The sequence below is a fragment of the Novilysobacter longmucuonensis genome, from assembly GCF_046600735.1.
GTDB classification, from domain to species: Bacteria; Pseudomonadota; Gammaproteobacteria; order Xanthomonadales; family Xanthomonadaceae; genus Novilysobacter_A; species Novilysobacter_A longmucuonensis.
The window spans coordinates 1-14,374 of sequence record NZ_JBJMAW010000006.1; the positions used below are offsets into that span (position 1 = coordinate 1).

Below are 14,374 nucleotides of genomic sequence, written 5' to 3' on the forward strand. Positions count from 1 at the left end.
GGCTGTCCGTGTACCGAATCCGCGTCCTTCGCTTCATACGCAACACTCCTGCTGCCCTGGCAGCTAGCCATGTGTTGCATCGATCGTATGAAACCGCCCACGGTATCTGGCCCCCGTGTACTGGCTGCCGCGATCGTGATGAAGGATCAGTCCGGCTTTGGGCTGTCGCCGCACCAGCGCCATGTCCATTGCATGCTCGGCCAGTTCGAGCCTCTGATGCTCGGCCATTGCCCAGCCGACGACGGCCCGCGTGTGAGCGTCCAGGATGATTGCCAACTGCAGCGCCCCCCTTTGCGGCTGCCGGACCTCAAGTGGAACGAACCACTCTTGTTTTCGAGGAAACGCGCTCTGACCCCGCTCCTCTCAGTGGCCTACTGGTCAGTCGCCGCGTTTTGCGATTCGAGCCCATCATGTTCACCGCCGAAGTTCTCGCCACTGCCCTCGACTCCACGTAGCGTGCGCGCCATTGCGCCGCCGCGCGGGCGAATTGCCCCTGCCGGCCTCGCACCGGCAATACGCTCGCTCACGCGGTGCCAGATGCCCGGCGCTTGGTGTTCCCGATGGACTCAATAAGCTCGACTTCCCAGTGGTCGAACTCTTCCGCGTTGTCGACGAGTTCCATGAGCATTGAGGCCACTTCGCCGATATCGACTCGCAGGGTATGCAAGCGCAGTGGCTTCTCATAAGGCGCTTTCACCTGGGCATCCCAAGCCTCACGCAGCGTCCGATACATGGCGCGCAGTGACATCTCGTCGTTGCAGCTTATGTCGAGGTCCAAGGACGTCATGAAGTAGCTACGCTTGTCCGGAGAGTACATGGACGTCGGTGGCCGTCGACCCAACTCCGGCGACAGCCGCCGAACCTCGGCGTAGCGCGCCGTCTCGAGGAATGCATCCCAATCGAAGTCGAGCCTTTCCACGGCCGGTGCGAGCGCGTAGACCTCGGCACGCCTGAAGATCCTGCGCGGCTCAGGCGGAACCGCGCGCAGCTGGCCCGTCTTCTGGTATCCGTTCGCGAACATGACCTCCCGGATCATTGATCCGATGCCGCGGCGCAACCTGTCGGCCAATCGCTCCGCATCCTGATCCGAATCAGCCTTATCGTCGAGAGGCCTCAGGAACGCATCCAGCTGGTGCGTGATACCCGCCACCGCAGGCATGCCTGCCTGCGTCAGGACCACCATGCGGATGTATGCTGCCTCTGAATTGATGAGGTTCCACAGCCGCCCATGGTCGTAGTCGATGAGGTCGGCGAAGATCGCGGCGCGCTGTCGGAAATTGTCCGGGCTAGCCGGCTTGAAGGGAGGGATGCTATCGTTTCTGTCCATGTGCTTTTTTACCTTGGTAACATTGACCTCATAGTTAAAGATACCGTTGACGCTTAGTCAAGCTTGACGTTGCATCGTTGCCCTCGGTGCCCGCGACTAGAACGCACGCTTCACCGACGTCACCCACTCAGCAGGACGTCGCCGCGCTGGTGTCGAATGGCTACGCGCGAGCCAATCTGTGTCGCGCCACAAACAACGAGGTCGCACAGCGCGCAGCCAAGGTGGCCGCCAGCTTCGGCGGTCCGGTGCGGCCGAACCTTGTCAAGATGCTCGATCTGATCGGCCTACACGACCGACCTGATCTCACAACGTCCGGCAGCTTGTGGGACGTGCACTCCTATCTGGTCCACCTCACATCCGCCTTGCGATAACCGGTCTTCGATCAGGGGAAGAACTACTCGTGCGCAGGGATCATGCGGTCTTCTTTTTATCGGCAGGAGCTTGAAACGTCATTCGCCATGAGTGCCGCGCCCTGCCCCGCGCGGTGTTCGTGCCGCTTGGCGCTGCGGTCGAACCGGCCTGCCAGTGGGCCGTCCAAGTCGGCGACCTTCAGACCCGAGCAGCTCGTGAGCGGTGTCCAGCCCCCTTCTAACAACGAGTGGATCGCATATTTCCTGGGACGCAAGAGGAAAGAAGACCCGTCGGACCGCAGCTCACATGGGCCGATCGACGCCGGACGCGAACGCGCACACGGAGTGCAGTCGAGCCTCCGTCGGTGCGTTGGCCCGCGCAAACAGGCACTACGGGTCTACTTCACCCGCGATGACCTCAAGTGAGCATGCGACCCGTCGTTGCTGCCGGACGGGGATCTCGGTCCTATCTAGGTCGGCGTCCTCGAGAGGCCGTGTCTAATCAACTGCATCTGCCCGGCTCAAGATGAGCCGTCAAGGTAGCCGCTTAACGCGGACCGGAGCAATTTCGCCTGATTCTGCTGTTGCTTGGGGTGCCCGCTTCCGTTCGGACAAGCACACTGAGCGGCCGCTTTGGGCGGCGGTTTCAACCGGTCAGTGCAACAGCTTGTCGATATCGCTCTATCGGTGTTTCGTAACCTAAGGTCTTTCGTGGCCGCTCATTCAAGCGTCTGGCGACCTGGTTGAGCTTGGCTTGGGAAAAAGCGTTGACAGGTCCACGCCCTTCGGGAAGTACTGCCGCAGAAGGCCGTTGGTGTTCTCGTTCGACCCACGCTGCCAAGGGCTCTGCGGGTCGCAGAAGTAGACCTGGATATCCGTCGCCAACGTGAAGCGGCGGTGGTCTGCCAGCTCCTTGCCGCGATCCCACGTGAGCGACTTATACAGCTCGTTTGGCAGCTTTCTCGCGGTCCGGATCAGGCATTGACGACCGTCTGTGTGTCCTTGCGGTCGACCTTCACCAGCATGACGTACCGCGTGCTGCGCTCCACCAGCGTGGCGATCTGGCTGTTGCCGCTGCCGCACAACAGGTCGCCCTCCCAGTGGCCCGGAACGGCGCGGTCTTCAGCTGCGGCTGGCCGCTCGCGGATCGATATCGTGTCGCTGATCCGGCCGTGGTCGGCTGTCTTCTGGGTGTGGTGACGGGAACGACGCATCGCCCGCGATCGTCGCAGGTGCTCCAGGAGCTCCTTCTTCAGCGCGCCGCGCGACTGGATGAAGAGCGTGCGGTAGATCGTTTCGTGGGACACCTGGCAGGTCGCATCGTCGGGGTAGGCGCGCATCAACCAGCCTGCGATCTGCTGCGGCGACCACTGCTGCTGCAGCTTGTCCGCCACCCGTTTCGCCAGCGCGGGATGCAGCGCCAGCTTACAGGCCTTGGGCCGGCGTGCCCGGTCCCAAGCGGCCTGATCGGCATGGCTTGCTCGGTCGGTAGCGTTCGGCGCCACCGTTGCGCCGGATCTCGCGGCTGATCGTCGACGGGGCTCGGCCCAGCGCTGTGGCAATCGAGCGGATCGAGTCCCCGGCCACTAGCGCACGCGAGACATCTTCGCGCTCAGAGAAACTCAAGGATCGCACCGACCGGCGGCGAGCTGCCGGCCGGATGCCACCAGACTCGGCAAGAATCCCGCGAACCGACGAGTGGTGCCGATCGAACATCTTCGCGATCTGGTGCAGCGACTCTCCCCGCTGCCACCGGTCCCACATCACGCCCTTTTGGCTGTCCGTGTACCGGATCCGGGTCCTTCTCTTCATCCGCAACACTCCTGCTGCCCTGGCAGCTAGCTACGTGTTGCAACGATCGTATGAAACCGCCGTCGATAGCGGCCGTTCGCACGCGAAGCAGCACCCCTGTCTAGCGCGCGCCACGCGCGTGGAAGTCAGGCTAACTGCGGTTTAAGTGGAACTCTCCGTAGTACTGGAGGCGCCCGCTGGGTTCTTTAGCTGCCTCCAGAACGGGCTCGGGTATCCATTTCGCAATGCGCTGAACATCTGTGTCGGAGAGGTCGAGGGGCTTCACTTTGATGTCCCGATGAAAAAATGAGTCGGCGCGCTCACGGAACAATTCATCTGCGTGCTGAGGACCAAGGCCAATGGCGATGAGGACGGTCACGCCTTCGCCAGTCGCGTAGTACTCGCAAAACGCTACATGCGGTGTGCTCATCTGGGGATGTCCTCATGCCTCCGCACGAATCTTTGCGCGTACAGCGGCTCAGGGTCAGGAACGGTCACTTGAGCAACCGCGGCTCCCGGCCTAAGCATCGCATGGCAACGCTCGTGCCGTTCGGAGGCGTCGCTCCCTCCGGAACTATGGTAACTAGCCTAGCCGCTGCGTGACCCGCGCGACCGCCACTGTGTGGCTTCAGCACGCTGACCCCCGGGGTTTTTCTCGCTATGCATTGTTGACTGGCTGGCGTGGCACCGTCGAAGCTTGGTGATCGGCTCGCGTAGGATGATAACGGGCGTGGCTGGCCGAACAGCGAGCGCCGGCATGTCGTCTGGTGTCGGGCCACTTGACTCGGCCCGTCCAGCGCAATGGCGTTGGCGAACTCCCCGCACAGGAAGATTCCTAATGCCCGCGATCCAAATCGAAGAATTCGTCGAGTCCGTACGAGAGCCGGGTACGCCAAACCTTTCGCCAAAGCGGATTGCCGCGGCTCTAGGGCTCGGGTGGGAGGACTTGGCCGAGGTCGCGCGAGTGCATCCCAACACCCTCCGCCTGCACCCGGAGTCGTCCCGCGTCCAAGCATCCATGCGGGACATTCTGCGCGTAGCGTCTGCACTGTTTGAGATCCAGCCCGACAGGGACCGGACTACTACGCTCAAGGACACGCCCATCCGGGAATTCGGCGGCCGCTCCCTGTTGGATATGATCCGCGAAGATCGTGTGGATGACGCCGTGACCTACCTGCGCTCGATCTCGTCCGGGCACGTGGGCTGATCTCGCGCGGTGCCACTCCGTCCGCCCTACAACGCCTAGGTGTAGCACCAACATAGCTCAGCAGAGCCTCGCACCGGATATCGCGCCCGCGCACGGGGGATCTCAGCAACCTGTGGCGCAAGAGACGAGTCCCGAAGTTTTGTGAGGCGAAGAACACACATTCGGGCCGAAGCGGCTACTACCCTACCCTCGATAATGTCCCCATTATCGCCGGTACTGCAGCGCAGCGCCTGCACGCTGGCACGTGGTGTCTGGCGTGCGTCCGGTCACGCCGCGTGAGCCCGCCCTACTCGCGGGCCGAGCGTGGCGGCGCAAGGGCCGCTTCAACGTCCTTGTGCACCTGCTTCTTCTGGCGGATGGTGAGGTCGTTCCACGGCAGCAGGAGCCGGGCGAGCAGTTCGTCATCCGTGAGCAGGTACGCCACGGGCACGCCCAGGGCCTCGGCCAATTGCCAGAGCATGTCGCCCCGAGGCTCGTACTCGCCGAGCTCGTAGGTTGATTCGGGGAGAGGTCACCGCGGGATCCATACCCGGCAAGCAACCCCAGATCGCGCTGCTCTGAGCATGGCTCACGCGCTCCGCGCCGATACGAAAATCGGCCCAGGACCCGAAGCGAACCCCAAGGCGCAGTAGATACCGCATGCACGCCTGCAGCCCGGTTTGTCATGCAGGCCGACCAAGAGCGCCAAACCATGAATCGCGTGCACACATGGCTCGGCAAGCGCAACGCCGGCGCCTGACTCACAATTCCCTTCGTCCCATTGGGACGGCAGACCATGAGAACCTCATAGAATATCGAACAGCGAGCCTGCGGGACGCTGTCGGGCGTCATTATCTGCTTTGATCACTCGCCGGACGGTGCTTTGCGCGTCCCTTCCGCGGTCTCGCCCGGAGATAGGAAGTACCTGTCGTCACAGCCGTTGTGCAACTCGACAACGATGCCCGGGATGTCCCCCAGCGGGGCGTACGCTCGAACCGACTCGCGGTCGGAGAAAAAGAAGGAAACCGCCAGATCGTGATCGTCGAAGTAGCTCACCCTGCGCGCTTCGTCATTGAATTGTCCCACGACCCTGGCGGCCAACAACGGCATCATGCACGGGCGCAGGGATTCGATGGGCCCGGCAGGCTTGAATCCGCTGTGCCTGGTGATCAGCTGCTCCCGCCAAAGGGCGAATTGACTGGACTTCCCGGCGTTGGCCGGCTGAGGCGTTTCCACTTCGCCTGTGCGCCAGTGGCGCAACCAGGCCGCCGGCAGCGGCTTTCGGCCCAAGTGACGCAACATCGCCCCGCCCAGAAGGGATCGCAATCTCGCCGACACGACCGGCTCCTGCACCTGATGAGTGTCGAGGACAACCACCGTCGTGATCGAACCTGGCGGTCGAGGCTCTACCACGATGCCGGGCGGCAAAGGGCAGATCGCTTCCAAGGCCAGCCGGATTTGTGCTTTCGACGGCCACCGCGTCGCCCCGGTGGTGTACGGACCCTCCGTGTGGCGGTCCAAGCGGTAGTGCAGCCCATTCACCCGCTGCGCCCACTGCACAAATCGGCGCAAGGTCTCGCGCTCCGATTGCAGGAACTTTGGGCTCTTCGGCCATCGAGAACAAAAGGCCAAATTCAGAATGGGGTGGTGGCAATGCAGGCAATTGCGTAGCGGTTCGCGGCCGATCGAGTAGCGCGAGCGTATTGGGAGAACGAGTTCGCATTTTGGACACCCGGACTGCATGGGGGTGCCGTGCCAGGGACAACGCGCCAGCCCCACCAACTGATGACCGAAGCAGTGGTAACCGTTCTGAAGACAGTCTGCGCACCAGTGCACTGTATCGGTGTCGTAGATATCGAGGCGCTCTTCGCATGGCCAGGGCTCGTGGTTGAACCACGTGCTCAGGTGAGCGGTCGTGAATGCGCTTTGGTCAAAACTGCCGGAGGTGTAATGCAAGGTCGAATACAGCACCTGCCGAGACCAGGCCGACGAGAACCGGCCAAGGAAGGGATCGATTCGCTCCATTGCCGCCAAAGCTTGTTCCGCGGTGGGCGTGAAGGCGGGCATGGCTAGTCCAACAGCAGACTCAAGTCGCACGCTTTGGCCGCTTCGTCCCAGTGGTCAGACGTGCCATTCCACTTTGGGCTGTCGAATCGAGAGAATTGTGTGAGGTAGTACTGAAGCAAGTCCCGCACCACGTCGACGCCGATCTCCATACCCCGCCCCCCGGCGCCAGCCGCGGTGTTGAGGGCAGTCCAGGCGAGGCCGGATTCGTTGGTGATCCGCCATCCCGCCTGGAACGCCTGGGGGAAATAGAACTGACTGATTGTCCAACCGAACTCTGTCCACCGCCACGCCCAATCGACAATGCGAAAAATGCGACTGAGCGTCATTCGGTTGGCGATCCCGGGCATGGAGAGCACGCGTCGAAAATAGCGCTTGAGCAGATGGTTCTGATGCGCCTGACGCACCTTCTTCACCGCCGCCGTTAGGCCACTGTTGCCGAATCCGAAGGCCGCGTTGCGGACCCCGCACTCGTCAAGCATGCCCATAAAAAATTTCAGCCATTCCAGCACCAGCGCGCCGCCGTTTTGGATCTCGTCCACGAGGAAGACGATGAATGGAGGCGACTTGGGCGTGGCCAGCGCCAAGTACTCTGCGAGCGCTTGATCGCGCCGGTCTTCCAAGAAGTGGCGCAGCACTAGCTGCGGATCGAGGCCCCGCAGGAGCGTTCTGTAGAACTCGCGTTGCGATGGGTTTTTCGACATTTCGAATTCCAGGCGCACCGCAAGCATGTTGGGGTAGCGTTCCGGAATGGCATGTAGCAGATATCGGATCAGCGTTGACTTTCCGAACTGCGTGGGAGCGATGTAGCTGTGCCCCCCACGCCCAAAGTGCAACTCGTCCATCACATCGGCGGCGACGTTCAGCATCACCGGGAATGGCAAGACGAAGGTCTTGGACCAGTTCCTCACCGGAAAGGCATTCCAGTGCCGTTCTTGCTCGACGCGAGTGGGGCCTTCGGGCGGGGGCGTGAGCTTCGGCATGGACTACCGCGGGCGCGCATGACTGGGACCGCCGTAGCGTCGTGGCGGCCGAGAAGGCGGCGGGGGTCGCGTCTGCGGCACGGCCGCCTCCACCGTCCCTGGGCGTGCGCCGTGCGCCATTCCGCGCAGCTGCTGCTCCCGGGCGAGCAAGGTACCGGCGCGTGACGTGCCCTGCCGGGCCCGGCGCGCGTCCGCCCGCGCCTCGGCCTTGAGCTGGTTTAAGCCGTCCTTCACGTAGTCCTGGTTGTGCTGCGCAACGATGCGGCCGTCGTCGATGCGACGATTGATCTGTTTCCGCATCTCTAGCGAATGGTCGTGCTCCGACCACGGATAGGCCGCACGCATGGACCCCAGCGGCGCGCCCAGTTCATCGAAGACCTCCAGGTCCCGGATGTTGTCACGATTGACGTGGCGCGCAACCCGACGCCCGATCAGCTCCGGCGAATCGGCCAGAGTGGTATTGGTGTAAGTGACTCGCTCGTACTTGGTATAGGGGCGCCGCTTCTCGCCTCGCACGAAACCCCACTCCACGCTGACATTCAGTTCGGGGTGAAGGCTATCCGTTGGTGGAAGCTTGGGGCACCAAAAACCCAATTCCGGACGCTCCACGTACTGTCGCAGGATGTTGAGGCGCTTCTGAGCATAGCGGCCTTCATTCTGCGCGATGTTGAAACGCGCGATCTGTAGATCGATGAGGTCCAAAATCACCTGGAAGTGAATCCGTGCCTCCACCGCCGCCTTGGCGGGGTTGTCTCTACGAGGATCATTCGCGTTGGACCCCGTGCTCGAGGGCGCGCGCACGAAACCTTGCTCTTCCAAGGCACAAAAGATTCGCTCGATCAGAGGTCGGCAGTCCCAACGTCCGATCGATCCCCAGCACAGAGCGCAACCAAAGCGCCCGGCAAAGGTTTCGATCATGTCCTTGCCCAGCCCAATCAATGCGCCATCGATGCACAAGATGCCGAAGCCACAGCCGGCAAGTTCCGGAATGACACCGCTGGGAAGTCCGCCGCCGGCATCATAGTGGAGTGCGGACAGGCACAGCTCGCGTGGGTGCCAGGGCGCGACGACGCTGTATCCGGCGTCCAGGACGTCATCGCCGTTGCACTCGCGCCGGATCACGGCGGCGTAACCCAGTGCCGCCGTCGACTTGGCGTCGCCAATCAGCAACAACTGGATCCGGTCGATGGGAACCCACTCAATCAACCCATCCGGGTCCGGCACCCCGACCGTCCCAATCAGGTGCAGTCGGTGGGCATCCATCTCGGCCAGGTCGTAGGGCAGCAACGGGGTGATGAGAGAGTCTTTGCCCGTCCCCGTACGAAGCTTGCTGGCGGCATCGGCCCCCTGGCGGGCCAGCACACCCCGCTCATAGTTCTCGAGCAGGACTTGGTCAACGAAGCGTTCCAGGGCGCGCCGACCTTCGAAGCGGGTATTGAACGGCCACTCGTCAGACCCCAGACCCGCAGCCTTGCAGCGAACTAGGAAGTCCCGGTGAATGTCGGCCTTGGAAACACGCGCCTCATGCGGCCCCTTGGGGCGCTTGAGAATGCGACGAACCAGGGCCTTCTTCATGTCCGGCACGCGCTGGAAGCACAGTGCTAAGGCGCCGGCCAAGCCCGGCGGCTGTGACCCTCGGGTATCGACTTTGCGGGTGTATGCCTTGCGCAGCACGCCGGGTAGGAAGCCGGCCCAGCCCAGAATTTGGCCCGTCTCGTAGCTGCGTGCCAAGGCTCGATTAAGCATCTTGAGGAACTGCTTGTGTGTCACCCCCGTGCGCTTGAGCTGGCCGGCGATCGGCTGAAAGGCAAGATAGTCATGGGTGATCTTGCGCAGCCGCATCATGCGAAGGCGTCCCGCGACGTCCAGATGGCTGGTGCCAGCGCTCGGCCATGAAGCCGTATCGCGAAGCTCCATCGGGACAGTGGCGCGGGTATAGCGACTTCGCGGATGGTAGGCGCGCGTCATTGGGTCCACCGCAGCGCACTGTGTTCGTTGAAGGGGCGCATATCTAAGTCGAGCGCGATGTATCGCTCCAGGAATAGTTGCATGGCCGCTGCGGCGGCAAGCGGTTGGCAAGCCGGTTCGAAAGGTCCACACAGCTCGCTGAGGGTCAGATCCACTCGCGAATGACTGAGGCGGTTCGTGATGGACTCGCGATACTCCTCGAGGGGATAGGTCTTCGCCGCATTGACTACACGCAAGATCCGCACGCCATTCCAGAACCGCTGCGGGCTCTCAATCATCTGCGTGCCGTACATGCGCACGTAGCTGCCGTCCAAGCGTCGCGCCGAAGCCAGTTGCACTTCCTTCTGGATGTGAGAACGCGTATCGAGCACTTCGTCCGGTTCGGCCTTGATTTCACGACACTGCCGACGTCCGTCGACAAACTCGACGATCGCGTCAAACGTGGTTTCGTGATCCTCCTCGAGAACGCGAACAATGACGGGCTCCGGCGCCAAGTTGATGGAACGTATGTGCGGGTCGATCTCGGCTAGGACGGCATGGATGAGTTCGGAATCACTACGCAGCGCCCACTTCCGGCCTGCTCGGTAGCTGTCGAGCAGCCATAGATTCGAAAGCCCATGGCCGCGGGCGCCAAAGGCCGCCATGATGGCGGCGCGAATCGCGACGGCGGGACTGGGGTGCTTGGGTGAGCGCGCGTTCATCGGTCGGCTGCGCCGGATCGCTGGCAAGACGACTTATTGACCGCGAGCACGGACAGGCCTGCAGTCGATTGACCAATCGAGTTGTCCTGAACGGCCGCCTGGCACGCACGAGGCGGCCGTTCTCGTTATCAGCGACAGCAGCAAGCGGTCCTTCTCCGCGCGCCGGATTGGCGCATTTTGGTTGTAATGGAAATGGGGCTAAGCTGGTGCAATGGAAATGATTATTTCCATTCGCCGACATGCGCGCGCCCGATAGCGATGCGCTAAGAGGCTTCCCTCGGTCCTGGTTCTGCCGGGCGCTACAGGAGTACGGCGGCGACCTAGCCGACCTGAATGCCCAGTTGGCGCTCAAGCCAGATCCGGAGCACGCTTTTGCCGTGGGCGCTTGGCCGCGGCCGTACTACCCTCGGGCCATCGCCCCTGCGTTCTTCGATCGAGCCTTCGCCGGTCGAAACCCGGACAACTGGGAGTGGGTCGAAAGGGCGGAGTCAGGATGGTGTTTCAACCTGTTCTTGCGCGTTGCGATCCACCTGCCTGGGTCGGAGGACTGGCTCTTCCGGGGCTTGCATCCGTACTTACGTTCGACGCCGCCTCCGATCGACCACGCACATAATCTCCTTCGCGTCTGCCTGCAACGACTTGGACTACGGGTGTTGCCCGAACCCGCCTTGAGAACCGTGCTGCGGCTCGAATCGGACAGAGGCCGACAGGTCGCTCAACGCGGCGTCGATCTCCTTGTGAAGGCGGCTGAACCGATTCACCTGATGACGCTGTTCGCCCTGTGGCACGTGACGCACTGGGAGCGTCCATACTCGGCCAACGCCCAAGACCTCCTGCGCGCCTGTTGCGCAGCCTCACGGCGTTTCTTGGGTCGATCGGAGTTTCAGGTCAATAGCTGCACCCGCGCCGCCGCAGACCACGTGGAAATTTCCCTCGGTGCGATCCGCCATGTGATCAAGCACGACGGGTTTCGTGTTCCGCGCTCGACGAAGGCCTTGGAACGAATCGCCTTCTTCCCGTTGCTGGTGAGGGATTTCAAGGATCGCGACGCTGCTATTTCCTGTGCTTCCGCAGGCACGGCAGTGGCCATGGACGACTTCCTTTTTTTTGAACCCGCTCCGTATCGACGAGACGTGATTCCTACCGGGCACGAACTTGACCTCGTGACAGGACTTCTCCTGAAGGCGGCCACCTTCACCAAAGACGACATTCTGGTCTACGACCGCGACCCGGCCGTACTTAAGCAACTGAGCGAGCCTCTGGAACGGCCGGTGGTCCGAAAACGGGTGGCCGCGCGCTCCTGAGGCCAGGCAAGGACGTTGGCGCCCCCCCCTCCCAATTCCCGATTTACGTTGTTGCGCCGGCAGGCCCGCTTAACCTTTCCCAATTTAGGTTGGTTACCATCCCCTTTTCCGATATGCGTCGGTTCGGAGCGACATGAATCGGGCAAGCTTGAGCTCATGTCGACGCTAACTGCTTGATTTTCAATGTGCGAAACAGGGACCGAAAGTCATCGGAGGGCTATGGACCCGCCCGCATCGCCGCCCAACTCTACCGCCGCATGATATACAACGAGACGCCCCCGCATGGGGCGTGGTCGGGCTGGGGCTGGCCGGCGCACGGCTGGTTTCCCCTGCGGGTGACTGGATTGCGCCGCACCTGCTGGACCGCTGGCTCTGGCGACACGGTCGCATCTACGAGCGTTGATTCAACTACCGCCGGCGCGGCGTCGACGCTGCCTAATTCACGGCGAATCAGCGTGGCATGACTGCGGACTGTCGTTGTGCAGATCCTGCGCCCAACCGTTGCCTTGGCGATCCGATTAGCGCGCCCAGTGCCAAAGCGGCGAAGGCCATGCGGATGAGGTCGGCGAGCAGCACGCCGCCGGCCACGCCGACCACAGCCTCCAGATCGGTATCGACTCCCGTTCCATTGCCTACCCTGCCCTGTTTCGCCCATTCGCTGCCGGGCGCCCGCCGTTGGCTGCACAGTCGCCGCCGCTGCCTTCGCTGTTGCGGCAAACTGGGCCGATGACTACCCGTCGATTCCTGCTATTCGCTGCCGCGTTCTGGCTGCTGTTCGGTCTGGTAGCCGGGATCCAGGTGTGGATCAGCATGATTGCGCACGGCCACTACGTTCCGCTGTTGCTCGGCTACTACGCTGCGGTCTGGCTGGTCTGGCTCGCGCCGACGGCGCTGGTTATCTCGCTGGCGCGGCGCTTTCCGGTGGTGCCACCGCGGCCACTGGGGGTGATCGTGCATCTGCTGGCAGCCACCACGATCGGGCTGCTGCATACGCTGTATTCGTTGGGTCTGTTGCTGTGGCTGCGTCCGTACGACCGGATGACAGCGTCGGCGTCCGACGTGCAGATCGGCCGCATGCTGCTGGCGCAGATTCCGCTGGAGTGGATCCTCTATCTGCTGGTGCTCGGCGCTGTGCTGGCACTGGAATACAGCCAACGCCATCGTGAACACGCTATCGAGGCGGCGGAGCTGCGGCGCTCGCTCACCGATGCGCGACTGCATGCGCTGGAGCTGCAGATCCAGCCGCACTTCCTGTTCAACACGCTCAATGCGGTCTCGGGGCTGGTGCGGGTCAGCCGCAAGGACGAGGCGATCCGCATGATCGCCGGGCTGGCGGATCTGCTGCGCTATTCGCTGGACCATGCCGGTCGCCAGCGCGTGGCACTCGGTGAGGAGGTCGAGATGCTCACACGCTATCTGGAAATCCAGCAGACGCGTTTTCCCGATCGCATGTCGTTCACGGTGACCATGGATGAGACGCTGCGGCAGGCGGCGGTGCCGATCCTGATTCTGCAACCGCTGGCGGAGAACGCCGTGCGCCACGGCATCGCCCGGAGCGGTACGGCGAGTTGTGTAGAGGTGCGCGCGAAGCGCACCGATGACCGGCTGGAATTGCAGGTACGAAATAGTGGCAGCATCGCCACTCCAATGGTCGAGGGTATTGGCCTGAAGAACACGCGAGAGCGCCTGCGCACCCTGTACGGTGATGACGCCCGCTTTTCCCTGACAGAATCCGGTGACCACGTGCTGGCGCTGCTGGATCTGCCATTCGATTTGCAGCCATGAGCGCGTCCGGCCAGACGCCATTGAAAGTGCTGGTGGTCGACGACGAGCCATTGGCGCGCGAGAACGTGCGCGCGCTGCTGGCGGCCGATCCTCAAGTCGAGGTCGTCGGCGAATGCACCGGCGTCGACGCAGTGGCCGTGATCGCCCGCCTGCGTCCGGACATCATGTTTCTCGACATCCAGATGCCGGATCTCGACGGGTTCGCACTGCTGGACCTGGTCGGTCCAAAAGCGGTTCCGGCGGTCGTGTTCGTCACGGCGTTCGATCAGTACGCGCTGCACGCGTTCGAAGTGCATGCGTTGGACTATCTGCTCAAGCCCTTCACCGACGCTCGATTCGAGGCGGCTCTGGCCCGCGCGAAAGCCCAGGTCCACAGCCATCGTCAGGGTGGACTGGATGCCCGCATCAGCGCATTGCTGCAGGCCCGGCAAGCGCCGCGCAGCCGTTTCCTGATTCCCGGCCGGGACAAGAGCATCGTGGTCGCGGCGGACCAGATCGACTGGATTGGTGCGGCCGACTACTACGTGAGCCTGCATTGCGGTGGCGTCAGCCATCTGCTGCGCGAGAGCATGGAAGAGATGGAGCGCCAACTGGATCCGGAACAGTTCGTGCGCGTGCACCGCGGGACGATCGTGAACCTGGCGCGGGTGCGGGAAGTCCATCCGCTGTTCCGCGGCGGCTGCGAACTGAAGCTGGTCGACGGCATGATGCTGAAGCTGAGCCGCAATCGACGCGCCGAGTTCGAAGCGCGTTTCGCCGTGCTCGGCGTGCGGCGCTGACGGTCGTCCACCGCTCGCTCGGCTGATCCGATGAACTGGCCGGCGGCTACGCTTTCCACCGCCAGCCATCACCGCTTCACTGCCACGTGCCGCCGGTTCGCTGCCAGTTCGTTGGCGGATTTCCTGCGCACGCGCA

General features: G+C 62.8%; 12 protein-coding genes and 1 pseudogene. 4 read left to right on the forward strand and 9 right to left on the reverse strand.

Annotation, left to right across the window (positions count from 1 at the left end):
* Window positions 1–63: 63 nt before the first annotated feature.
* The 4 genes and pseudogenes from ACJQWM_RS07615 to ACJQWM_RS07630 all read right to left on the reverse strand — a co-directional run bounded on the left by ACJQWM_RS07615 (window position 64) and on the right by ACJQWM_RS07630 (window position 3,898).
* Window positions 64–282, reverse strand: a complete 219-nt coding sequence (locus tag ACJQWM_RS07615) for a DDE-type integrase/transposase/recombinase (protein WP_502361722.1) — start codon at window positions 280–282, stop codon at window positions 64–66.
* A 241-nt stretch (window positions 283–523) separates the two neighbouring features.
* A complete protein-coding gene (locus ACJQWM_RS07620) occupies window positions 524–1,327 on the reverse strand; it encodes a hypothetical protein (RefSeq protein ID WP_332702113.1) in 804 nt (267 codons plus the stop codon).
* 996 nt (window positions 1,328–2,323) lie between these two features.
* Window positions 2,324–3,489, reverse strand: a pseudogene (locus tag ACJQWM_RS07625) (IS30 family transposase).
* A gap of 130 nt (window positions 3,490–3,619) precedes the next feature.
* The gene (locus ACJQWM_RS07630; RefSeq protein WP_332702114.1) at window positions 3,620–3,898 is read right to left on the reverse strand and encodes a helix-hairpin-helix domain-containing protein; all 279 of its coding nucleotides are present in this window, start codon (window positions 3,896–3,898) and stop codon (window positions 3,620–3,622) included.
* A gap of 408 nt (window positions 3,899–4,306) precedes the next feature.
* Here ACJQWM_RS07630 and ACJQWM_RS07635 point away from each other — a divergent pair, with 408 nt between their 5' ends.
* Entirely contained in the window at window positions 4,307–4,675 is a 369-nt protein-coding gene (locus ACJQWM_RS07635) for a DNA-binding protein (protein WP_332702116.1), read from the forward strand.
* Between the two features lie 286 nt (window positions 4,676–4,961).
* Here the strand turns inward: ACJQWM_RS07635 and ACJQWM_RS07640 are convergent, their stop codons facing one another.
* From ACJQWM_RS07640 to ACJQWM_RS07660, 5 genes are all read right to left on the reverse strand, one after another.
* The gene (locus ACJQWM_RS07640; protein ID WP_332702118.1) at window positions 4,962–5,135 is read right to left on the reverse strand and encodes a hypothetical protein; all 174 of its coding nucleotides are present in this window, start codon (window positions 5,133–5,135) and stop codon (window positions 4,962–4,964) included.
* A gap of 383 nt (window positions 5,136–5,518) precedes the next feature.
* On the reverse strand, window positions 5,519–6,721 hold the full coding sequence (locus ACJQWM_RS07645; protein ID WP_332702120.1) for a hypothetical protein: 1,203 nt from the start codon (window positions 6,719–6,721) through the stop codon (window positions 5,519–5,521).
* Between the two features lie 2 nt (window positions 6,722–6,723).
* Window positions 6,724–7,701, reverse strand: coding sequence for an ATP-binding protein (locus tag ACJQWM_RS07650; protein WP_332702122.1), 978 nt, complete (start codon window positions 7,699–7,701; stop codon window positions 6,724–6,726).
* 3 nt (window positions 7,702–7,704) lie between these two features.
* Window positions 7,705–9,669: a hypothetical protein gene (locus ACJQWM_RS07655; RefSeq protein ID WP_332702124.1), complete on the reverse strand. Its 1,965-nt coding sequence runs from the start codon at window positions 9,667–9,669 to the stop codon at window positions 7,705–7,707.
* Complete coding sequence (locus ACJQWM_RS07660) at window positions 9,666–10,370, reverse strand: hypothetical protein (protein WP_332702126.1); 705 nt, start codon at window positions 10,368–10,370, stop codon at window positions 9,666–9,668. Before ACJQWM_RS07660 ends, ACJQWM_RS07655 begins: the two co-directional genes overlap by 4 nt.
* A gap of 239 nt (window positions 10,371–10,609) precedes the next feature.
* On the opposite strand from ACJQWM_RS07660, the gene ACJQWM_RS07665 reads away from it, so the two are divergent.
* From ACJQWM_RS07665 to ACJQWM_RS07675, 3 genes are all read left to right on the forward strand, one after another.
* Window positions 10,610–11,674: a hypothetical protein gene (locus ACJQWM_RS07665; protein WP_332702128.1), complete on the forward strand. Its 1,065-nt coding sequence runs from the start codon at window positions 10,610–10,612 to the stop codon at window positions 11,672–11,674.
* Window positions 11,675–12,400: 726 nt separating this feature from the next.
* Complete coding sequence (locus ACJQWM_RS07670; protein ID WP_332702130.1) at window positions 12,401–13,459, forward strand: sensor histidine kinase; 1,059 nt, start codon at window positions 12,401–12,403, stop codon at window positions 13,457–13,459.
* Window positions 13,456–14,238, forward strand: a complete 783-nt coding sequence (locus ACJQWM_RS07675) for a LytR/AlgR family response regulator transcription factor (protein ID WP_332702132.1) — start codon at window positions 13,456–13,458, stop codon at window positions 14,236–14,238. The genes ACJQWM_RS07670 and ACJQWM_RS07675 overlap by 4 nt, the downstream gene beginning before the upstream one ends.
* The last annotated feature ends 136 nt before the right edge of the window (window positions 14,239–14,374 follow it).